Annotated in this window: 18 protein-coding genes; 7 read left to right on the top strand and 11 right to left on the bottom strand. The window is 70.0% G+C overall.

The annotated features are described in order from the left end of the window. Nucleotides 1-9: 9 nt before the first annotated feature. Nucleotides 10-1,233 carry a saccharopine dehydrogenase family protein gene (locus tag H9651_RS05540; RefSeq protein ID WP_191718180.1) on the top strand — a complete coding sequence of 408 codons (1,224 nt, stop codon included), beginning with the start codon at nt 10-12 and terminating at the stop codon, nt 1,231-1,233. Between the two features lie 3 nt (nt 1,234-1,236). Here H9651_RS05540 and ald read toward each other — a convergent pair whose 3' ends face one another. Both ald and H9651_RS05530 read right to left on the bottom strand, forming a co-directional pair. Further along, a complete protein-coding gene (ald, locus tag H9651_RS05535) occupies nt 1,237-2,352 on the bottom strand; it encodes an alanine dehydrogenase (RefSeq protein WP_191718178.1) in 1,116 nt (371 codons plus the stop codon). Nucleotides 2,353-2,390: 38 nt separating this feature from the next. Continuing rightward, complete coding sequence (locus H9651_RS05530) at nt 2,391-3,383, bottom strand: asparaginase (protein ID WP_191718176.1); 993 nt, start codon at nt 3,381-3,383, stop codon at nt 2,391-2,393. A gap of 48 nt (nt 3,384-3,431) precedes the next feature. Here H9651_RS05530 and H9651_RS05525 point away from each other — a divergent pair, with 48 nt between their 5' ends. After that, nucleotides 3,432-3,905: an OsmC family protein gene (locus tag H9651_RS05525; RefSeq protein WP_191718174.1), complete on the top strand. Its 474-nt coding sequence runs from the start codon at nt 3,432-3,434 to the stop codon at nt 3,903-3,905. Nucleotides 3,906-3,914: 9 nt separating this feature from the next. Here the strand turns inward: H9651_RS05525 and H9651_RS05520 are convergent, their stop codons facing one another. Further along, entirely contained in the window at nt 3,915-4,646 is a 732-nt protein-coding gene (locus H9651_RS05520) for a lysophospholipid acyltransferase family protein (RefSeq protein ID WP_318244795.1), read from the bottom strand. 170 nt (nt 4,647-4,816) lie between these two features. Here H9651_RS05520 and H9651_RS05515 point away from each other — a divergent pair, with 170 nt between their 5' ends. Both H9651_RS05515 and dxr read left to right on the top strand, forming a co-directional pair. After that, nucleotides 4,817-5,764 carry an FKBP-type peptidyl-prolyl cis-trans isomerase gene (locus H9651_RS05515; protein ID WP_191718173.1) on the top strand — a complete coding sequence of 316 codons (948 nt, stop codon included), beginning with the start codon at nt 4,817-4,819 and terminating at the stop codon, nt 5,762-5,764. 15 nt (nt 5,765-5,779) lie between these two features. Further along, complete coding sequence (dxr, locus tag H9651_RS05510) at nt 5,780-6,865, top strand: 1-deoxy-D-xylulose-5-phosphate reductoisomerase (RefSeq protein WP_191718171.1); 1,086 nt, start codon at nt 5,780-5,782, stop codon at nt 6,863-6,865. Between the two features lie 9 nt (nt 6,866-6,874). Here the strand turns inward: dxr and pflA are convergent, their stop codons facing one another. From pflA to H9651_RS05475, 7 genes are all read right to left on the bottom strand, one after another. After that, a complete protein-coding gene (pflA, locus tag H9651_RS05505; RefSeq protein ID WP_318244774.1) occupies nt 6,875-7,588 on the bottom strand; it encodes a pyruvate formate-lyase-activating protein in 714 nt (237 codons plus the stop codon). Nucleotides 7,589-7,692: 104 nt separating this feature from the next. Further along, entirely contained in the window at nt 7,693-9,963 is a 2,271-nt protein-coding gene (gene pflB / locus H9651_RS05500; RefSeq protein WP_191718168.1) for a formate C-acetyltransferase, read from the bottom strand. A gap of 247 nt (nt 9,964-10,210) precedes the next feature. Further along, the gene (locus H9651_RS05495; RefSeq protein WP_191718166.1) at nt 10,211-11,830 is read right to left on the bottom strand and encodes a Mur ligase family protein; all 1,620 of its coding nucleotides are present in this window, start codon (nt 11,828-11,830) and stop codon (nt 10,211-10,213) included. 54 nt (nt 11,831-11,884) lie between these two features. Next, nucleotides 11,885-13,456, bottom strand: a complete 1,572-nt coding sequence (locus H9651_RS05490) for an amino acid permease (protein WP_191718164.1) — start codon at nt 13,454-13,456, stop codon at nt 11,885-11,887. Between the two features lie 9 nt (nt 13,457-13,465). Next, entirely contained in the window at nt 13,466-14,845 is a 1,380-nt protein-coding gene (locus tag H9651_RS05485) for a glutamate decarboxylase (RefSeq protein WP_191718162.1), read from the bottom strand. A gap of 225 nt (nt 14,846-15,070) precedes the next feature. Beyond that, entirely contained in the window at nt 15,071-15,772 is a 702-nt protein-coding gene (locus H9651_RS05480) for a YcnI family protein (protein WP_191718161.1), read from the bottom strand. A gap of 72 nt (nt 15,773-15,844) precedes the next feature. After that, entirely contained in the window at nt 15,845-16,420 is a 576-nt protein-coding gene (locus tag H9651_RS05475) for a hypothetical protein (protein WP_191718159.1), read from the bottom strand. Nucleotides 16,421-16,497: 77 nt separating this feature from the next. On the opposite strand from H9651_RS05475, the gene H9651_RS05470 reads away from it, so the two are divergent. Further along, nucleotides 16,498-17,802: a M50 family metallopeptidase gene (locus H9651_RS05470; protein ID WP_191718157.1), complete on the top strand. Its 1,305-nt coding sequence runs from the start codon at nt 16,498-16,500 to the stop codon at nt 17,800-17,802. Nucleotides 17,803-17,820: 18 nt separating this feature from the next. On the opposite strand, the gene H9651_RS05465 is transcribed toward H9651_RS05470, so the two are convergent. Beyond that, a complete protein-coding gene (locus tag H9651_RS05465) occupies nt 17,821-19,737 on the bottom strand; it encodes an anthranilate synthase family protein (RefSeq protein ID WP_191718156.1) in 1,917 nt (638 codons plus the stop codon). A 188-nt stretch (nt 19,738-19,925) separates the two neighbouring features. Between H9651_RS05465 and ispG the strand changes: the two genes are divergently transcribed. Both ispG and H9651_RS05455 read left to right on the top strand, forming a co-directional pair. Next, nucleotides 19,926-21,077, top strand: coding sequence for a flavodoxin-dependent (E)-4-hydroxy-3-methylbut-2-enyl-diphosphate synthase (gene ispG / locus H9651_RS05460; protein WP_191718154.1), 1,152 nt, complete (start codon nt 19,926-19,928; stop codon nt 21,075-21,077). Between the two features lie 206 nt (nt 21,078-21,283). Beyond that, a complete protein-coding gene (locus tag H9651_RS05455; RefSeq protein WP_191718152.1) occupies nt 21,284-22,351 on the top strand; it encodes a hypothetical protein in 1,068 nt (355 codons plus the stop codon). Nucleotides 22,352-22,393 lie beyond the last annotated feature (42 nt).

The following is a 22,393-nucleotide window of genomic DNA, read 5'->3' as shown; positions in this document are numbered from 1 at the left end:
CGGAGCATCATGCGCATCCTCATCATCGGTGCCGGCGGGGTCGGGTCGGCGGCGGCGCGCATCGCCGTGCGCCGCGACTTCTTCGAGACCCTGGTCCTCGCCGACTACGACCCGGCACGCCCGCAGGCGCTCGTCGACGACCTGGGTGACGACCGGCTCGCCGCCGCCCAGGTGGATGCGTCGGATGCCGCGTCGGTGGCATCCCTCATCCGCGCCCACGGCGCGACCCACGTGCTCAACGCGGTGGATCCCCGCTTCGTCATGCCCATCTTCGACGGCTGCTTCGAGGCGGGGGCGACGTACCTCGACATGGCGATGAGCCTGTCGCGCCCGCACCCGGAGCGCCCGTACGAGCTTCCCGGCGTCATGCTCGGCGACGAGCAGTTCGCCCAGGCCGAGCGTTGGGAGGCGGCGGGGCTGCTCGCGCTCGTCGGCATCGGTGTGGAGCCGGGGCTCTCGGATGTCTTCGCCCGCTACGCCGAGGATGAGCTGTTCGACGAGATCGACGAGCTCGGGGTGCGCGACGGGGCGAACCTCGTCGTGGCGGGGTACGACTTCGCGCCGTCCTTCTCGATCTGGACGACGATCGAGGAATGCCTGAATCCGCCCGTCGTGTTCGAACGCGACCGCGGCTGGTACACCACCGCCCCCTTCAGCGAGCCGGAGGTGTTCGACTTCCCCGAGGGCATCGGGCCCGTCGAGTGCGTCAACGTCGAGCACGAGGAGGTGCTGCTGATGCCACGGTGGACCAAGGCCAAGCGCGTCACCTTCAAATACGGGCTGGGAGACGAGTTCATCCAGGTGCTGCAGGTGCTGCACAAGGTGGGCTTGGACCGCACCGAGCCCCTCACGGTCAAGGGTGTGCAGGTGTCCCCGCGCGACGTCGTGGCCGCGGCGCTGCCGGACCCCGCGACCCTCGGTGACCGGATGACCGGCAAGACGTGCGCCGGGGTGTGGGTGCGCGGAACGGGGAAAGACGGGCAGCCGCGCTCGACGTACCTCTATCACGTGGCCGACAACGCGGACACGATGCGGGAGTACCGCTCGCAGGCCGTCGTCTGGCAGACGGCCCTGAATCCCGTGATCGCCCTCGAGCTGCTCGCCTCGGGCGCGTGGGCGGGGACCGGCGTGCGGGGCCCCGAGGCGTTCGACGCGCGCCCCTTCCTCGACCTGCTCGCCGCCCCCGCCCCGGTGGGCCACGGGTCGCCGTGGGGCATCACCGAGCTGGCGTAGCCCTCACCCGAGAGCGTCCTGCAACGGGGCAGGTGTGACGCCGTGCGCCGCCGCGACGCCCGCATTGATGACGGCGCCGCCGTGCGTGTTCAGCCCCGCAGCCAGGGCCGGGTCGGCGCGCAGCGCCTGCTGCCAGCCGACCCCGGCGATGCGGCGGATGTAGGGCATCGTGGCGTTCGTCAGCGCCGAGGTGGAGGTGTTGGGCACGGCGCCGGGCATGTTGGCGACGCAGTAGAAGACGCTGCCGTGAACGAGGAAGGTGGGGTCGGCGTGCGTCGTCGGGCGGCTGTCCTCGAAGCAGCCACCCTGGTCGACGGCGATGTCCACCAGCACCGAACCCGGCCGCATGCGCGCCACCATCGCGTTCGTGACGAGCTTGGGGGCCTTCGCCCCGGGGATGAGCACCGAGCCCACGACGAGGTCGGAGGACACCACGGCGGCGTCGAGGTCGAGCGGGTTGGAGGCGGCGGTCTTCACCCGGCCCTGGAAGTGGTCGTCGAGGAACCGCAGGCGCTGCATGTTGGTGTCGAAGATCGTGACGTCGGCGCCCATGCCGGCGGCGAGATACGCTGCGTTGGCGCCGGCGACGCCGCCGCCGATGATCGTCACCCGTGCCGGGCGGGTGCCGGGGACCCCCGACATCAGCAGCCCGATGCCGCCGGCAGAGCGCATCAGCGTCGACGCGCCCACCATGGGGGCGAGGCGCCCGGCGACCTCGCTCATCGGCGCGAGCAGCGGCAGGGTGCCGCCCGGCAGCTGCACCGTCTCGTACGCGATCGCGGTGACCCCGTCCGCCACGAGCCGCTCGGTGAGGGCGCGGTCGGCCGCGAGGTGCAGATAGGTGAACAGCACGAGGTCGTCCCGGAAGTACGCGTACTCCGAGGCGACGGGCTCCTTGACCTTCAGCAGCAGCTCCGCCCGGGCCCACACCTCGCCCGCGTCGTCCAGCAGCGTCGCGCCGGCCGCGGCATACTCGGCATCCGTCATCGACGACCCCGTGCCGGCGCCGCGCTGCACGAACACCTCGTGCCCCGACGCGACGAGGTCGTGCACCCCGGCGGGGGTCAGCGCCACCCGGTACTCGTTGTTCTTGATCTCGGTCGGTACGCAGATCCGCATTGATCGCTCCTTTTCCGCGCCCCGGGGTCAGGGCGTCGTCACACCGTCGGGCGGATGGCTCCGACGTCTCTGCCGCCACCGGTGACGGTCAGCGGAAGGGCTCCGAGCACCTGGGCCACCTGCGCGGCAGGCAGTGCCCCCGCCCGGACCAGCAGGGTGAGGGCGACGACCGTCGCCGCCCGGGCGCTGCCGTCGAGGACCTTCAGTGCGACGGTCGTGCCATCGGGTGCGGCCATCACCAGCACACCCTCGGCGCCGGTCTTGGCGAAGACGCCGAGCTTGTCGATGACGACGGTGTCGGGCCGGCCGTCGCCGTCGATCGTCCACGGGTTCTCGCGCACGGCGCGCACGAGCGTGGCGGCGTGGCGGTGCAGGGCGAAGGGGGACCGCTCGGAGGACGTGGCGATGCGCTGGATGCCGCGGGCGAGCGCCGTGAGGCTCATGCCGTACACGGGGGCACCGCAGCCGTCGGTCGCCGTGATCGAGAGCTTGGTGCCGGTCAGACGCTCGATGACCTCGCGGATGTGCATCTGCAGCGGGTGGTTGACGTCGAGGTAGGTCTCGGTGTCCCAGCCGTTCACGGTGCACGTGAGCATCATCGCGGCGTGCTTGCCCGAGCAGTTCATGCGGATGCGCGACGGGGTGCCGAGCTCGCGGACGATCTCGTCGCGGGTCGCAGTGTCGCCCGGCCAGGCGGGGGGACAGCCGAGGTCGTCTTCGCCCACGCCGGCGCGGTGCAGGATGTCGCGCACGACCGTGACGTGACGGTCGGTGCCGGCGTGGCTGGCGGTGGCGAGACCGAGCTGTTCTCCGTCGAGCTCGGCCCCCGCGGTGAGACACCCCAGCGCCTGCAGCGGTTTGAGGGTGGAACGGGGGAGGATCGGCGCGTCGACGTCACCGAGGGCGGTGCGCACCGTCCCGTCGGGGGAGAGCACCACGGCGCTGCCGGTGTGTCGGGACTCGACGAAACCGCTGCGCTCGACCACGGCGAGCTCCACGGCATCACGGGCGGAGAACGTCTGCGGCACCATGCCAGCCTAGCGCCGCCGGGCGTGCAGCCCGCGTGGCAGACTGACGGAATGTTCGGTGAGCACCGCTACCTGGTACAGACGCAGTGGACCGGCGACCACGGCACCGGCACGAGTGGCTACCGCGACTACGACCGGTCGGTGACGATCACCATCGCCGGCAAACCGACGCTGGAGGCATCCGCCGACAAACCCTTCCGCGGCGACCGCACGAAGTGGAACCCCGAAGACCTGCTGCTGGCGGCCCTGTCGGAGTGTCACCTGCTGTCGTACCTGCACGCGTGCGTTCAGGTCGGCGTCGTGGTGACGGACTACCGCGACGAGGCGAGCGGGGTGATGGTCGAGGACGGCCGTGGTGGTGGGGCGTTCCGCGAGGTCGTGCTGCGTCCGCAGGTCACCGTCGCCGACCCGTCGATGGCCGTCGCCGCGCTCGCCGCGCACGCGCAGGCGCACGAGTGGTGTTTCATCGCGAACTCGGTGAACTTCCCGGTGCGCCACGAGCCGGTCATCGCCGTCGCGGCCTGATCGACCGCCTCAGCGGCGCTCGTGCGGAAGGACCTGCCTGATGCGCTCCACCGGGTTCTGGGCGGGTGCCTCGTTGTACGCGTTCGCGAGTTCCTGACCCGACAGTGCGTGGATGGCGGCCATGATCTCGTCTGTGGCGAGCCGCCGCGCGCGACCCGACGACGCCGGACCGTGGTGCGACAGGTCCAGCGGCTCACCGAAGCGCACCGTGACGCGGGGCCGCAGCCGCGGGAACTTCGCCCCGACGGGCATGATCTCGTTCGTGCCGATGAGACCCACCGGCACGACCGGCGCACCGGTCTGCAGGGCGAGGAAGGCGACGCCCGTGCGTCCCTTGTACAGACGCCCGTCGATCGAGCGGGTGCCTTCGGGATACAGCGCGGTCGCCCATCCTGCTTCGAGCATGCGCTTCTGCTGGTCGAGGGCGTCCAATGCCGCCTGCCCGGCGCCGCGCTCCACCGGGAACGCGCCGACGGCGTAGAAGAACTCGCGCGAGAACCAGCCCTTGATCCCCTTGCCGTCGAAGTAGCTGGCCTTGGCGAGGAACCGGACCGGGCGGGGCGAGGCCATGGGGATGGCGAACGAGTCGATGAACGACAGATGGTTGCTCGCGAGGATCACCGGTCCCTTGCGCGGCACGTTCCCCCGGCCCTCGATGCGCGGCCAGTAGAACAGGCGCGCGAGCGGTGCGATGACCCACCGGCCGATGACGTAGGCCAGGCCGATGCCGGGAACGGACACTTCACCGGTCGTCTGCTCGTCGGGTTCGGGCTGCTGCACGGTCACCAGTCGAGGTTACTCCCGTTCGCATGCACCCTCCGGCATGGCCGCCGCATGCGACTCCCAGGTGCGACGGAGCAGAGTGCGACAAGATGGGGGAGTTCCCCCTGCCATCTTCCGTGAGGATTCCCGTGCGCTTCCGCCCACTCGCCGCCCTGTCCGTCGCCGCCGTTTCGGTGGTTCTCCTGGCCGGGTGCAGCAGCTCGCCGGAGCCGACGGACACCTCGAGCCCCGGATCAGGGGCGCTCTGCGAGGCGAAGCTGCCCGCCGGTGCGGCCTCGGACGCGGTCGAGGCGGAGGGCGAGGTGGGGGAGGTCCCCACCGTCAGCTTCTCGGCACCACTGGAGATCGAAGACATCCAGAGCACCGTGCTCGTCGAGGGCGACGGCGAGCAGGTCTCCGAGGGTGACCTCGTGAACGTGGCCTTCGTCGGGCTGGACGCCGAGACGGCGACCGAACTCGGATCGATCGGCTACGCCGGCAGCGAGGTGCTCCCGCAGCAGATCAGCGCCGAAACCAGCATCGGAGCCTTCCTCGGGTGCGCCACGGTCGGCACGCGCGTCGCCGTGACCCTCCCCGCGGATACGGCCACCGGCAGCGGCGCGCAGGTCTACGTGCTCGACCTGCTCGACATCGTGCCGACGGCCGCGTGGGGCGAGCAGCAGGAACCGGTCGAAGGGATGCCGACGGTCGAGCTCGCCGAGGACGGCGCGCCCACCGTGACCCTTCCCGAGGGCGACGCCCCCACCGAGTACGAGTTGGCGGTGCTGAAGCAGGGCGACGGCGCGACCGTCGCCGAGGGCGATGCCGTGCTCGTGCAGTACCAGGGTGTGTCGTGGAACACCGGCGAGGTCTTCGACCAGAGCTGGGGCTCCGCTCCCGCCACCCTCACCACGACCCAGGTCGTGCCGGGCTTCGCCGACGCGCTGGTGGGCCAGCAGGTCGGCTCGCAGGTCATCGCCGTGCTGCCGCCGGCGACCGCCTACGGCGAGGGTGAGATCAACGATGAGGATCTCGTGGGCCAGACCCTCGTTTTCGTCGTGGACATCCTCGGCGTCCAGCAGGTGCCGACCGAGTGACCGTAGGCTGAGCGCGTGCGTCGCGTTCTCATCCTCGGTTCCACAGGCTCCATCGGCACGCAGGCCCTCGAAGTCATCCGTGCCCACCCGGGACGGTTCGATGTCGTCGGTCTGTCGGCCGGATCGCAGCGTGAGGCGATGGCCCGCCAGGCGGCGGAGTTCGGAGTCGAGCACACCGCGCTCGGCGCGGACGAAGCCGAGCAGCTGGTGCGGGATGTCGAGGCCGATGTGGTGCTCAACGGCATCACCGGATCGGTCGGGCTCGGTCCCACGATCGCGGCGCTCGAGGCGGGGCGCACCCTCGCCCTCGCCAACAAGGAGTCGCTCATCGTGGGCGGCGACCTCGTCACGGCGATCGCCGCGCCCGGACAGATCGTGCCGGTCGACTCCGAGCACTCCGCCATCGCCCAGGCACTGCGCTCGGGAGAGCCCGGCGAGGTGCGCCGCCTCGTGCTGACCGCCTCCGGGGGACCGTTCCGGGGGCGCACGCGCGCCGAACTGGCATCCGTCACGCCCGCCCAGGCGCTCGCGCACCCGACGTGGGACATGGGACGCGTGGTCACCACCAACTCCGCCACGCTCGTGAACAAGGGGCTCGAGGTGATCGAGGCGCACCTGCTGTTCGGTGTCGACTACGCCGACATCGACGTCGTGGTGCACCCGCAGTCGATCGTGCATTCGATGGTCGAGTTCGTCGACGGTTCCACGATCGCGCAGGCGTCACCGCCCGACATGCGCCTGCCGATCTCGCTGGGTCTCGACTGGCCGCATCGGGTCTCCGGCGTCGGGCGGCCGCTGGACTGGACCACCGCAGCCACCTGGACCTTCGAGCCGCTGGACGAGGAGGCGTTTCCCGCCGTCGCGCTCGCGAAGCACGTCGGCCGCGCCGGCGGCACGTACCCGGCGGTCTTCAACGCCGCCAACGAGCAGGCCGTCGATGCGTTCCACGAGGGTGCGCTGGCGTTCACCGGCATCGTCGACACGGTGCGGCGCGTCGTCGACTCGCATGAGGCGCCCGACGGGCTCACCCGCGAGACGCTCGCCGAGGCGGAGGAGTGGGCGCGGCGCGCCGCCGACCGCATGATCGCTGCCGCGCAGTGACGGCGACGCTCAGTACGTGACCAGACCCCGCGCGCGGAACCGTTCGCGGACGGCCTCGACCTCGTCGGACTCGGGCGGGTGCACATCGGCGAGGGGGTACTCGATGCCGAGGCGCTCCCACTTGGACGTGCCCATCTGGTGGAAGGGCAGCACTTCGACGCGGGCGACGTTGGGCCAGCGCGAGACGATATCGGCGACGGCTTCCACGTTCTCGGGGGCGTCGGTGAGTCCGGGCACCATGACGAACCGGATCCACACCGGCACGCCCTTGGCCGCCAGGCGATCCCCGAAGTCGATGGTCGGCTGCAGCTCGCGACCGGTGACGTCGCGGTAGGTGTCGGGCAGGCCCGACTTCACGTCCAGGAGCACGAGGTCGAGGTCGTCCAGCAGCGCCGTCGAGGCGTTGCGGCCGAGGAAACCGGAGGTGTCGAGGGCCACGTGGACACCGAGCTTGGAGGCCTCAGCGGCCAGCCGGGTGACGAACGCGGGCTGCTGCAGCGGCTCACCACCGGAGATCGTGAGGCCGCCCCCGGTCGCCTCGAACACGGGCAGGTAGCGCTTCACCCGCGCGAGGATGTCATCGATGTCGGTCGTCGCACCGTCGCGCTGCTGCCACGTGTCGGGGTTGTGGCAGTACTGGCAGCGCAGCGGGCAGCCGGCGAGGAAAAGCGTCATCCTGGTGCCGGGGCCGTCCACGGAAGTGACGAGCTCCCAGGAATGCACGCTCGCGACGCGACCCGTCCGCATGGCTTCGAGGCGGGCGTGATGTCCGTCGGAGTCAGGGCGTGCGGTACTCGGCGCCGGCACCAGGATGGCGGACACGGGGCTCAGATCCCCGTGTGGAAGGTGCGGCTGATCACATCGAGCTGCTGCTCGCGGGTCAGACGCACGAAGTTGACCGCGTAGCCGGAGACACGGATGGTCAGCTGCGGGTACTCCTCGGGGTGCTCCATGGCATCCTCGAGCGTCTCGCGCGTGAGTACGTTGACGTTGAGGTGGTAGCCACCCGAGACCATCTGCGCATCCAGCAGACCCACCAGGTTCTTCACCCGCTCGTCCTCGGTGCGGCCGAGGCCGGCCGGCACCACGGTGGTGGTGAGCGAGATGCCGTCCTGCGCCTGCTCGAAGGGGAGCTTGGCGACGGAGAGGGTCGAGGCGAGCATACCGTGGGTGTCGCGCCCGTTCATCGGGTTCGCACCCGGGGCGAAGGGCTGTCCGGCGCGGCGACCGTCGGGGGTGTTGCCGGTCTTCTTGCCGTACACGACGTTCGAGGTGATCGTCAGCACCGACTGGGTGTGCACCGCGTTGCGGTACGTCGGGTGGCGGCGCACCATCTCCATGAACTCGGTCACGAGATCGCGGGCGATGTCGTCGACACGGTCGTCGTCGTTGCCGAAGCAGGGGAACTCGCCCTCGACGGTGTAATCGACCACGAGACCGGTCTCGTCGCGCACCGGGTGCACGGTGGCGTACTTGATCGCCGACAGCGAGTCGGCGGCGACCGAGAGACCGGCGATGCCGCAGGCCATGGTGCGCAGGACCTCGCGGTCGTGCAGCGCCATCTCGAGGCGCTCGTAGGCGTACTTGTCGTGCATGTAGTGGATGCAGTTGAGCGCGTCGACGTAGGTCTCGGCGAGCCACTCCATCATCACGCGGAACTTGGCACGCACGTCGTCGTAGTCGAGCACGTCGCCGGTGACGGCGGGCATGATCGGGGCGATCTGCTTGCCGTTGACCTCGTCGCGGCCGCCGTTGATGGCGTACAGCAGGGTCTTGGCGAGGTTGACGCGAGCGCCGAAGAACTGCATCTGCTTGCCGACCGTCATCGGCGACACGCAGCACGCGATGGCCGCATCGTCGCCGCAGAGGGCGCGGATGTGGGCGTCGGACTCGTACTGGATCGACGAGGTGTCGATCGACACGCGTGCGCAGAACTCCTTGAAGCCGTCGGGGAGGTCGTTGCTCCACAGCACGGTGAGGTTGGGTTCCGGCGCGGGGCCGAGGTTGTACAGCGTCTGCAGGAAGCGGAACGCGGTCTTGGTGACGAGCGTGCGGCCGTCCTCGCCGGTGCCGCCGATCGACTCGGTGACCCAGGTGGGGTCGCCGGAGAACAGCGAGTCGTACTCGGGGGTGCGCAGGAATCGCACGATCCGCAGCTTGATGACGAGGTCGTCGATGAGTTCCTGCACGTCCTGCTCGGCGAGGATGCCGCGGGCGAGGTCGCGCTCGATGTAGATGTCGAGGAACGCGGTGTTGCGCCCGAAGCTCATCGCCGCGCCGTTCTGCTCCTTCACCGCACCGAGGTAGGCGAAGTACAGCCACTGCACGGCCTCGCGGGCGGTGGCGGCGGGGCGCGTGATGTCGTAGCCGTAGGAGGCCGCCATCTGGGCGAGCTCCTGGAGGGCGCGGATCTGCTCGGCGTTCTCCTCGCGCTCGCGGATGATCTCCTCGCTGGAGAAGTGCATGTCGAGTTCCGCGCGCTCAGCCTTCTTGGCGGCGATGAGCGCGTCGGTGCCGTAGAGGGCGACGCGGCGGTAGTCGCCGATGATGCGGCCACGACCGTAGGCATCGGGCAGCCCCGTGATGATGTGGCTGCTGCGCGCGCGGCGCACCGCGGGCGGGTACACGTCGAAGACGCCGTCGTTGTGCGTCTTGCGGTAGGTCGTGAAGACCTTCTCCAGGCCCGGGTCGACGTCGTAGCCGTAGGTCTCCAGCGCGTTCTTGACCATGCGCCAGCCGCCGTAGGGCATGATGGCGCGCTTGAGCGGCGCATCGGTCTGGAGGCCGACGATGAGTTCGTCGTCCTTCGCGATGTAACCGGGGGCGTGGGCGGTGATGCTCGCGGGGGTGAGGGCGTCGACGTCGTACACGCCGCGCTCGCGCTCCTCGGGGAACATCTTCGTCAGCGTCTCCCAGACCCGCAGGGTGCGCTCGGTGGGGCCGGCGAGGAACGCGGCGTCGCCGGTATAGGGGGTGTAGTTGGCCTGGATGAAGCCCCGGACGTCGATGGCGTCCTGCCACGGGCCGGCGGTGAAGCCGTCCCAGGCGTCGGGCATGGCGTCGGGGCCGGTGAGAGGGGTCGGGGACACAGTGGTCATGGTCGCTTCCTTACGTCGTCAAGCGATTTCGTCGCTGCCGGGGGAGGTCTCGTCCAGGCCTCTCGTGCGTCTTGATGCGAGGCTACGCCTGTCGTCCCGGGGTGCGCGCGATCATGCACGAGAGGCACCATCCAATGGTCTGACCACGACGGATCTTTGTGGTCTGACCACAAAGGATATTATGCCCGGCGCGGCCGGGTGGCGCCCATGTCCCGCCTGTGAGAAACCGGAGTGCGAGCGCGTCGATTCAGTCGGCGTACGGCACCGGCCAGCTGGGCTCGGGCACCGGCCACCCGGCGCCCTGGAGCGCCCGGCGGGCGAGTTCGCGCGCCGAGTACGGCGTGCGCTGCCCGCGGATGTCGCGGTAGTCCTGGTGACCGGGGCCGGCCCACAGGATCGCATCGCCCTCGCCGACGAGCTTCACCGCTTCGACGATCGCGCGCTCGGGCGGCGAGTACTCGTGGATCTCGGCGTCGGGCCTGGCCCGACGGGCGCCCTCGATGAGGGTCGCCCGGATCGAATCGGGATCCTCGAAGCGCGGGTGGTGATCGGTGACGACGAGGATGTCGCTGCCGAGCACAGCGGTGCGCCCCATGTCGTGGCGCTTGGTGGCATCTCGGTCGCCGTCGGCACCGAAGAGCATGAGCACCCTGCCCGGGGTCACCCGCCGGACAGCGGCGAGGGTCTTCTCGAACGCGTCGGGGGAGTGGCCGAAGTCGACGTAGACCGCCGGGCCCCGTTCACCGGAGACGAGCTGCGTGCGGCCCGGGAGATGGGCGCGGATGCCGCCGTCGCGGTCGAGAGCCGTCGTGATGGTCTCCCAGGTGTAGCCGCCCTCGAGCATCATCACGATCGCGAGGCCGGCGTTGGCGGCCATGTGCCGACCGATGACGGGGACCGTGGTCTGCAACGACCGCCCGCCGGGACCGGTGAGGCGGAACTCGGTTCCGCTCTGGCGCTCCTCGACGATCTCGACGATCCAGTCCGCATGCGCCGCGGCCTCGGGGTCGGCGGCGATGTCGGGCGTGCCGATGGTGGTCGACGGCACCTCGCACCGCTTCACGACCTCGACGCCCGCAGTGGAGTCGAGGGAGATCACCGCGCGACGAGCGCGGTCGGCCCGGAACAGCGGCAGCTTCGCCTCGAAGTACTCGCGCATGTCGGCGTAATCGTCGAGATGGTCGTGGGTGAGGTTGGTGAAGGCGGCGACGTCGAAGACGATCCCGTCCACGCGGTGGCGCGACAGCGCCTGGGCGGAGACCTCGACGGCGACCGCCTCGACACCGCGCTCGCGCATGAGGGCGAGGAGGGCGTGGAACTCGGATGCCTCGGGCGTGGTCAGCCGCGACACGATCACCTGGCCGGCGATGTGGCGCTCGGCGGTGGAGGAGAGGCCTGTGACAGCGCCGACTTGGCTGAGGAGGCCTTCGAGCAGGTGCGACACGCTGGTCTTGCCATTGGTTCCCGTGGTGGCCAGCAGCAAGGGCAGATCGTCGTCGGGCCCGGTGCCGTACACCCATGCCGACAGGTCGCCCAGGCGGGCGCGGGGGTCGTCGACGATGACGATCGGGAGTCCGGCGTCGGCGGCGATGTCGGCGCCTTCCGCGTCGGTGACGAGGGCGACGGCGCCCTTCTCGGCGGCGGCGCGGGCGAACTCCGCACCGTGGCGCGCCGCGCCGCGGATCGCGACGAACGCCTCACCGGGGCGCAGGTCGGCGGTGGCGAGGGTGATGCCCGACAGGCTCACTCCCGTGACATCGCCGCGGACGTCGACGCCGAAGCGGCGGGCGAGCTCGCCGAGCGCGCGCACCGGCGGCTGCTCCGGGCGCAGGACGGGCGGGAGATTGGTGGGGGCATCGGTGGGCATGGCATTCCCATCCTCTCACCCGGCGTGGTGGAGACCTCCACCTGCGCGCAGATCTCACGCCGGTGGCGGCGCGGAGGCGCTCGGCGGGGGCGCCGACCCCGTCGAAGGCCCCGCGGCCGCGCCAGCAGCGGCCTCGTCCTCGTCGTGCGTGCCGTGCATTGCCTTCTCTGCCGCGCTGCGGCGATCCCAGTCGGGTTTGCGCAGCGCGTAGAAGATCAGCGGAGGCGCCCCGAGCACGACGATAACCAGGCCCACGATCCACGGATAGGCTGCGAGGGGGAACGCCGTGAAACCGTCGGGTGGGACGAAGGCCAGCACGAACGCGGCGAGGCACGCGAAGAACCCGACCCCGGCGACGAGGTTCATCGCCGGAACGCGGTACGTGCGCGTGACGTCCGGTTCCTTGCGCCGCAGCATGATCGCCGAGGCGAACATCAGCATGTACATGATGAGGTACAGCGCCGCCGCCATGTCGATGAGCGCGACGAACGCAGCGCTCACGTTCGGCACGATCACGAAGATCGCCGCGAGGACCGTCACGATCGTGCCCTGCAGCATGAGGATGCCCGACTGCACTCCTGCCTTGTTCCGCTTCTGCAGGGCGGGCGGCAGCAGCCCGGTCTCGGCCGCGGCCAGCAGGCCCTTCGACGGGCCGGCGATCCAGGTGATCACCGAAGCCAGTGCGCCGGCGGCGATGAGCGCCGACACCACCGCCGTCGCCCACCCCAGATTCCATTCGTCGAAGTAGGCCTGGAACGCCAGCATGATGCCGTTCGTGAGCCCGAGGTCCTTTTCCGGCACGGCGATCGAGATCGCGAGCGTCGGCAGAATGAACACCAGCAGGATGAGGATCGACGCCAGCAGCACCGACCGCGGATACCCACGCCCGGGGTCCTTCATCTGGTTCACGTGCACCGCGTTGACCTCCATGCCCGCGTAGGCGAGCACATTCGAGACGATCAGCACGATCGAGGCGATGCCGGTGAACGGCGGGATGATGGCCGAGGGCTCGAGCGAGGTCTCGCTCTTCTCCCCGGTGCCCAGCCAGATGAACCCGAACACGATGAGCAGCACCGCCGGCAGCAGCGTGCCGAGGATTCCTCCCCATGATCCGAGCTTGGCGAACAGGTTTCCGCCGCGCAGGGTGATCAGCGTGGATCCCCAGTACAGCGCCAGGATGATGATCGCGGTGTACAGCCCCGAGTTCGACAGCGACGGATCGAGGAACACGAATGCGAGGGCCGCCGCGATGAAAGCGATCTGCGTCGGGTACCACACGACGTTCTGGATCCATTGCAGCCAGACCGCAGTGAACCCCCATCTGTTGCCGAACGCCTCCCGCACCCAGACGTAGACGCCGCCCTTCCATCCTGTCGCCAGCTCCGCGGCGACCAGCGCCGTGGGAATGAGGAAGAAGATGGCTGGGATGATGTAGAGCGTGACGCTGCCCAGGCCGTAGACCGCCATGGCGGGCAGCGAGCGCAGGCTCGCCACCACCACGAGGGTCAGCATCGCGAGCTGGCCGACTCCGAGGAAGGTCGTCACCGCCTTGCGCGACGTGAGCGGATGGTTCGATGCGGCCTTCGCCGCGGCATCCGCTGTCTGATTCGATGTGGTACGCGACATGTCCGCCCCCTAGTGGTGGAACCCGGAGTGCTGGCCTTCGATCGGCATGGCCGATTCGAGGGCGTCGAGATACGCGGTCTCGGTCTCGATGTCGCCGAGCAGTTCGGCGGCGAGATCCATGCTCAGGCCGTTGCGCACGACGATGCGCTGCACGATGAGATCGCCGAGATCATCCGGCATGGGATAGGCCGGAACCAGCCAGCCCTTCATGCGCAGACGGTCCTGCAGGTGGTACAGGTTCCAGTTCTTGGTGTGGCCTTCCTTCAGGTACCACGCGAAGACGGGGATGTCGCTGCCGTCGTTCCACAGTTCGAACGCGTCCAGCTTCGCGATGCCGGATGACAGGAACTTCGCGACGTCCTGCGACGCCTGCTGCACCGCGCGATACCCCTCGAATCCGAGACGAAGGAACATGTAGTACTGCAGCAGCACCTGTGCGCCGGGACGCGAGAAGTTCAGGGCGAAGGTCGGCATCTCCCCGCCGAGATAGCTCACCTGGAACACGAGGTCCTCGGGCAGCCACTGCGTGTGGCGCCAGACGACCCAGCCCAGGCCCGGGTAGACCAGGCCGTATTTGTGGCCCGACGTGCTGATGGAGTGCACCCGCTCGAGCCGGAAGTCCCACACGAGGTCGGGCTGCAGGAAGGGAGCGATCATGGCACCGGACGCGCCGTCCAGGTGAATGGGGATGTCGAGTCCGGTCTTGGCCTGGATCTCGTCGAGGGCCTTGGCGATCTCGACCACCGGCTCGTACATGCCGGTATAGGTGACGCCCATGATCGCGACGACCCCGATCGTGTTCTCATCGACGTACTTCTCCAGGTCGTGCCCGTCGAGCGTCTTGTGCTCGAGGCTGATGGGGACGAAGCGGGGTTCGACGTCGAAGTAGTTGCAGAACTTCTCCCAGCACACCTGCACCGCGGACGACATCACGAGGTTCGGCTTGGCGGTGTCCTTGCCGGCGACGCGACGGGACTGCTGCCAGCGCCGTTTGAAGGCCAGGCCGCCGAGCATGCAAGCCTCGGACGAGCCGATCGTCGACGTGCCGATGCTCTGAGACGCGTCCGGGGCGTTCCACAGGTTCGCCAGCATGTGCCAGCAGTTGTCCTCGATGGCCGCCGTCTGCGGATACTCATCCTTGTCGATCATGTTCTTGTCGAAGGACGCCTCGTACACCTGCTTGGCGTCATCGTCCATCCACGTGCCCACGAAGGTCGCGAGGTTCAGCCGGGAGTTGCCGTCGAGCATCGTCTCGTCGTCGACGATCTGCTTGGCGGTGTCCGGCAGCGACTCCTGTCGGGGAATGACGTGCCGGGCGAAGACGGTCGCCTCGCCGGGTCGTGCAAATCTGGGCGTCAGTTCGTCGCCCCCGGTCTTCGATGTGCTCATCAGCCGCTCCCGTCTTCGATGCCCGGCGCCCGCGGTGTGCGGGTCGCGGATGCGAAAGAACGCCGAAAGAGACGCGGCGGTTTGCATCTGGGGGGAAGTTACGACAGCGGATCGCCACGGGCAAGAGGGCTTGACGGTGATCGCGACATGTGTGGTCGTGGTGGGCGATCACGGTGAGGGGCACCGTCGCCGGGTGCGACGGTGCCCCTTCGCATCAGCTGCGGATCAGCTGCGGCGCGTGCGGCGCAGGGCGATGAGACCCGCTGCCAGACCCGCGGCACCGAGGGCGAGACCACCGGCGCCCAGCGCGACCGGGAGCACCGTGTGCGCGGCGGTCGTGCTGTCGTCGGCGGTGGTGCTGTCATCGTGTGCATCGGCGGCGTCGCCGTGGTGAGCGCCGTGCGCGTCAGCGGTCGCCTCGCCCACGGTGACCACGGGGGCGGGGGCGTCGAGGTCGTGCGGGTCCTGGCCGTCTTCGGCGATCTCCGCCCAGTCGGTCGAGCCCTCGACGCACTCCTGCAGCACGGGGAAGGCGACCGTCTCGCCGGCGAGCTCATCGGCGAAGGTCACCTGCATCGAGACGGTCGTCAGCAGCCCCGACTCGATCGGCTCGTCGGCTGTGAACACGACCTGCGTCGGTACGCCGACGTCGGCGCCGACGCGCTCGATCGTCCAGCCTGCCTGTGCGTGAGGGGCGATGCCGGCGACGCCCTCGGGGATGTCGATCGTGAAGCCCGTGGTCGGTGACGAGTCGCAGCCGTGGCTGGAGGAGAAGGTCAGCACGGTCGAGCCGCCCGCCGTGGCATCCGCGGGGTCGACGTGGACGTGTGCGCTCGCCGCCAGGGGGGCGCCCAGGGCCAGCGCGGTTCCGGCGAGGACGCCGGCGGTCAGGCGCGCGCGACGGCGTGCCGGGGTGATGATGGTCATGAGTGCTCTCTCGATCGTGACGGTCGGTGCCGTCGCAGAAGGGGGCGCGGGTGCGCCGGGTGAGGTGTCGTATCAGCCGGCGAGCACCGGGGGACCCCGGCGGGAGAGAGCAGACGTGGTGGTTCGGCGCACGCGCCGCGGCGCCTGGCAGACCGTGAGCGGGCGGGGCCGCGCGATCGGGGAGGGCAGCGTCACGGCGAGACGGGAGATGTGACGGCGGAGGCCGCGGGCGATCCGTCGCACCAACTGCTCGCCACGGAGCACGGCGAGGATCGTCACGAGCGCGGCGAGCAGGTGCCCGATCGTCATCGTGGCATCCCCGTCGATCATGACCAGCGGGGGAAGCGAGGCGATGTCGACCTGCCGGTGGTGCGCGTGGGACGAGGGCAACGGGTGGGCGTCGCCGACGAGCGCGAACGCGCCGTGGAACAGCGCCTGGGCGCCGGCCACGACCCCCGCGGTGCGCCACCAGGCGGCGCGGCGACCGGCGAGCCAGACGGCGGGGGGTGCGGCCAGGGCGGCGACGGCGATGAGGAGCAGCGGATGGGGCGCGCCGCCGCCGGAGAGCGTGTGCGCGGTCGCCGCCACGAGCGTCGCGATCGTCGCCGCCGCCGTGCCGCGCAGCGCCCGCGACTGCCGAGTCGTCACCATCCACCTCCCCAGGCCAGCCTAGGCCGCGGCCGCGGTCAGGCGAATTCAAAGCAGGCCACGGTAATCTGCCCGCTGTGACCGTCATCGCCTTCCTCGTCGGGGTGGTCGTCCTCGTCGTGGGACTGGCCGTTTCGATCGCCCTGCATGAACTCGGGCATCTGCTGCCCGCGAAGAAGTTCGGCGTGCACGTCGGCCAGTACATGATCGGCTTCGGTCCGACCCTCTTCTCCCGCCGACGCGGCGAAACCGAGTACGGCATCAAGGCCATCCCGCTCGGCGGCTACATCTCGATGTCGGGCATGTACCCGCCGTCGCCGTCCCGGGCCGGTCGGGCCGGACGCGCCGGCGGCGGATTCTTCGCCACGATGGTGCAGGACGCCCGCGCCGCCAACGCCGAGACGATGACCGACGTCGACGAAGGTCGGCTGTTCTACCGGCTGCCGGTCTACAAGCGCATCATCATCATGCTCGGTGGGCCGGTCATGAACCTGCTGCTGGCCGTCGTGCTGTTCACGATCATGCTCAGCGGCATCGGGGTGCAGACGGCGACCACGACGATCGCCGGGGTCAGCGAGTGCCTCGTCTCCAGCGCTTCGGCCGAGTCCGGGTGCACCGCGTCCGACCCGCCGTCGCCCGCCGCCGCCGCCGGCATCCTGCCCGGCGACGTCATCGTCTCGGTCGACGGCACCGAGGTGGCCGACTTCGCCGAGGCGTCCCAGATCATCCAGGATTCACCCGGCGAGCAGCTGGCCATCGTCGTCGAACGCGACGGCGTGCCGCGCACCCTGCAGGTGACCCCGGCGCTCACCGAGCGCGAGATCGTCACCGCCGACGGCGACGTCGTCACCGCAGAGGTGGGCATGGTCGGCATGACCGCCCAATCCGAGTATGTGCCGCAGCCGGTGTGGGCCGGGGCGGAGATGACCGTCGACAGCGTGCAGCGCGTCGCGGGTGTGGTGGTCCAGCTGCCGGTGCGCGTCTACGACACCGCGGTGGCGCTGTTCACCGGCGGCGAGCGCGACCCCGACGGTCCGCTGTCGGTCGTCGGGGCCGGACGCATCGCGGGCGAAGTGGCATCCGTCGACGCCCCCGTGCTCAACCGCGTGGCGGGACTGCTGGGGCTGCTCGCCTCGCTCAACCTCGCGCTGTTCGTCTTCAACCTCATCCCGCTGCTGCCGCTGGACGGCGGTCATGTCGCCGTCGCGCTGTGGGATGGCCTCAAACGGCTCTGGGCGCGCGTGTTCCGCCGCCCGCCGCCGCGGCCGGTCGACACCGCGCGGCTCGTGCCGGCGACGTTCGTGGTCGTGGTGCTGCTGATCGGCATGGGGGCGATCCTGATCCTCGCGGACCTGTTCAACCCCATCTCGGTCTTCGGCTGAGCCCTCCGGGCCTGCGCCTCAGGCCAGCGCCTGGGCGACCAGGCGCTCGAGGGTGCGCATGCCGTCGCGCGAGAGGATCGACTCGAGGTGCCCCTGCACCGAGGCGAATCCGTCGCCGCGCAGGGCGTACACGTCTCCCGATGCCGCATCCGCCGCGATCTCCGCGCCGGCGACCCGCGCGGTGCCCGGCGTAACTCGCGCCGTGAACGTGTTGTAGAAGCCGATCGAGGCGGGTTCGCCGAACACGTCCACGGTGCGCTGCAGACCCTGGTGCGGGGAGTCGAGCGGTGCCAGATCGATGCCGAACGCGTCGGCGAGGATCTGGTGGCTGAGGCAGACCGCCAGCAGGGGGCGACCGGCGGCCAGGCGCCCGCGCACGACCTCGCGCATGCGGCCGAGGCGCGGGCTGTCGGGGTCGCGGGGATCGCCGGGACCGGGACCGGCGACGACGAGGTCGGCGGCGTCGATGTCGGCGCCGGAAACCTCCGACCACGCCATGATCGTGACGTCCAGCCCCAGATGCCGCAGCTGGTGCGCGAGCATCGTGGTGAAGCGGTCCTCGGCATCGACGACGAGCGCGGAGCGCCCCGTGAAGGGCCGGGCCGGCGCCTCGGTCCCCTGGGGGTTCAGCCAGAACTCCGCCAGCCGGGCGTTGCGCGAGGCCAGCAGCTCGGCGATCTGCGGGTCCTCCGCCAGCGGTCGGGGCGTCGGCGCGGGGGCGTCGGGGTCGCTGTCGGGGGTGGCCGCGGTCACCGCGGGGACATCGCGGGGGATCGCGCCGATCGCCCCCAGCACGCCCGCGGCCTTTCCGTGCGTCTCGCCGACCTCGCCGTCGGGGTCGGAGTGGCGCACGAGGGTCGCGCCGACCGGCACGCGCAGACGCCCGCCTTGGAGATACGCGGTGCGGATGAGGATGGGGGCGTCCAGGTCGTGGGTCGGGCCGGCCTCGGTGGCATCCGATTCGCTGCGGGGGGTGAACAGCGCCGCGACACCGGAGTAGTACCCGCGCGGGGAAGTCTCGTGGCGGGTGATGACGGTGCACGCGTTCTGCATGGGGGAGCCGGTGACGGTGGGCGCGAACATCGTCTCGCGCAGGATGTCGCGGGGGTCCAGGCGGCTGCGGCCGCGCAGCACGTATTCGGTGTGGGTCAGCCGCGACATCTCCTTGAGATGCGGCCCTGTGATGCGTCCGCCGTCCGAGCAGACGGCGCTCATCATCTTGAGCTCCTCGTCGACGACCATGAACAGCTCCTCGGTCTCCTTCGTCGAGGCGAGGAAGTCGCTGAGGGTCGCCGCGGTCGCGCCGCCGGCGGGGTGACGGAAGGTGCCGGAGATGGGGTTCATCGTCACAACGCCGCCGCGGGCGCTGACGTGGGCCTCGGGGCTCGCGCCGACGGCGATGTGGCCCGGGGTCACGATCGCGAACGTCCAGTAGGCGCCGCGCTCGTGTTCGAGCAGCGCCCGGAACCAGGTCAGTGCGGCCAGCCGCGGGTCGGCATCCACCCCGGCGGTGAAGTCACGGCGGATGACGAAGTTCGCTCCCTCGCCACGGCCGATCTCCTCGGCGATCACGCGGCGGACGATGGCGGCGTAATCGTCATCGGCGATGTCGAAGCCGGCATCGGTGAGCGCGATCGGGTCGCCGGGCAGCTGGGTGAGCACGTCGGCGCGGGGGAGGGCGGTGTGCGCGTCCACGATGAGGCACCGCAGCGGCGCGTCGTCGTCATGGCATTCGAAGCCGCGTTCGCGCACCTGGCGGAACGGCACCATCGCGAGCACTTCGCGGGGGGCGCCCGCGGCATCCGTCAGGGGGATGTCGGCGAGCATCTCGACATCGACGACGTCGCCGGTGAGCAGCTCCACGGTGTCGGCATCGCGGGCGATGAGGGCGAATGCCGGCAGCTCGGCCAGCGTGGAGTACAGGGACGCGGTCATGGTCGGTCTTTCGTCATGGGAGCGGCCGCACCAACAAAAAGACCGCCCCGGGGGCGGTCTGTCGTCACACGAACCCACCGCCTATGCGGTGAGCCACCAGGTGAGGTTCGCGGACATGCGCCGAAACTACCACACCGCGTCGGCCCGCGTTCAGCCCGTCCGCAGGCCGTGCGGCGTAGGCTGAAGGGGTGCCAGCAGTCAATATCGGGATGCCCCGCGTGCCGGAGGTCCTCGCACCTCGCCGCAAGAGCCGTCAGATCAAGGTCGGAAAGGTTCTCGTCGGCGGCGACGCTCCCGTCAGCGTCCAGTCGATGACGACCACCAAGACGACCGACATCAACGCCACGCTTCAACAGATCGCCGAGCTCACCGCCTCAGGCTGCGAGATCGTGCGTGTCGCGGTGCCGAGCCAGGACGACGCGGATGTGCTGCACATCATCGCGAAGAAGAGCCAGATCCCGGTCATCGCCGACATCCACTTCCAGCCGAAGTACGTCTTCCAGGCGATCGACGCCGGGTGCGCCGCAGTGCGCGTGAATCCCGGCAACATCCGCCAGTTCGACGACAAGGTCGGCGAGATCGCCAAAGCCGCCAAGGCCGCCGGCGTCTCGCTGCGTATCGGCGTCAACGCCGGGTCGCTGGACCGGCGTCTGCTGGAGAAGTACGGCAAGGCCACCCCGGAGGCGCTCGTGGAGAGCGCCGTGTGGGAGGCGAGCCTGTTCGAGGAGCACGACTTCCACGACTTCAAGATCTCGGTCAAGCACAACGACCCGGTCATCATGGTCAAGGCCTACCGGCTGCTGGCCGAGCGAGGCGACTGGCCGCTGCACCTGGGCGTGACCGAAGCCGGTCCCGCGTTCCAGGGCACCATCAAGAGCGCCACTGCCTTCGGCATCCTGCTCTCCGAGGGCATCGGCGACACCATCCGCGTGTCGCTGTCCGCTCCGCCGGCCGAGGAGATCAAGGTCGGCCACCAGATCCTGCAGTCGCTGAACCTCCGTGAGCGCAAGCTCGAGATCGTCTCGTGCCCGTCGTGCGGACGCGCGCAGGTCGACGTCTACAGCCTCGCCGACGATGTCACCGAGGGTCTCAAGGACATGACCGTGCCGCTGCGCGTGGCCGTCATGGGCTGTGTCGTCAACGGGCCCGGTGAGGCGCGCGAGGCAGACCTGGGAGTGGCATCCGGCAACGGCAAGGGGCAGATCTTCGTCAAGGGCGAGGTCGTCAAGACCGTGCCCGAGGCCGACATCGTGCAGACGCTGATCGAAGAGGCCAACCGCATCGCCGCCGAGATGGGCCCCGACGCCCCGCTCGGCACCGCGCAGGTCGTCACCGCCTGAGGCCGCCGCGCGCGGCGCTCGCTCATTCCGCCGGCACCCGCCTTCCCAGAACAGGCGATCTCCCCACAACAGGACGATTCGGCGTGAAACGTCCTGTTGTGGGGATTTCTCCTGTTTTCGGGAGGGGCGACGCGGTGGCGTTCAGCGTGATGGAATCGTTGTGGCAGCGAGCACGGCCGCGAGGGCCGGTCTGCCAGCATGTGGATATGGGTTCTCTCCGCCTCCGCCGCTCCTTTCGCGCCGCGGCCGCCGTGCTCGTGACCACCTTCGTCCTGGCCGGCTGTGCCTCGACGCCTGCGGCTCAGCCCGCGCCCGCCCCGTCGTCGTCACTGCCCGACGCGACGCCGCCCCCGACCCCCGAGGCGACCGGGCCGGTCGCGGCGTTCGGCGGTGCCTGCGAGAACGTGCTGACATCGGAGCAGGCGGTGTCCATCCTCGGCGCGGGGGCGATGGAGAAGGAGGCCTGGTTCGAAGAGGTTTCTTCACCCGCGGCCGGAAGACTCCAGTCTCTTCCGATCACCACGCTCGGGGGGATCGAATGCGAGTGGGTCGCTGCCGAGGGCGCGGAGCTTCCCGAGGGGATGTCCTCGATCTCCATCGTCGCGCTGCCCGCGGACGCTGTCGTCGAAGTCGACTTCACCGAGGCGTTCTGCGAGCCGAGCTATGACGCCGTCAACTGCCGCATGTCGCGCGCGCACGACGGTGTCTGGCTGATGGCCCGGGCGGGGTGGTACCTCGAATCCGCCCCGGTCGAGCAGCTGGACGCGGCGCTGACGGCGGCCGCGGCCAATCTGGCGTCCTTCCCGCCCCCGGTGGCGTCGGTGCGCGACGCAGCCTGGTGGGAGCTGCCGTCGTGCGACGACGTTGCGGCAGGCATCCGACTGACCGAGCTCCTCCGCGCCGACTTCCATAGCGGGTTCTGGGAGGGAAGCCCCCAGCCCGAGCACAAGCTCTTGGACGACGCCGGAGTCTTGCGACTGTGCCCCTGGTCCACCGACGTGACGCACCTCGCACCCGAGGATCCGTCCCATATCGTGACGCTCGAGATCATGCCCGGAGCGGCCGTCTGGTGGGATGACGTGGTCACGCACCCGAGCGCCTCCCCGGTCACGATCGCCGGTGCCGAGGAGGGGATCATCGTCAACAACCGGGATGTGCTCGCCACCGACGGTGTGAACGTGTTGCGTGTCTATTCGGGCGATGCGCATGAGGACGACTCCGGATTGATCGTTCCCCTCGCGGAGCGTGCCCTCGCCGTGCTGAACGGAAGCTGAGTCGCGGGGCGAGCCGTCCTCGAGAGGGCGGGCGGCGACGGC

Source organism: Microbacterium pullorum (genome assembly GCF_014836535.1).
Classification (GTDB): domain Bacteria; phylum Actinomycetota; class Actinomycetes; order Actinomycetales; family Microbacteriaceae; genus Microbacterium; species Microbacterium pullorum.
The sequence above is the reverse complement of the archived record's forward strand: the minus strand, read 5'-3'. Positions and strand labels throughout refer to the sequence as shown.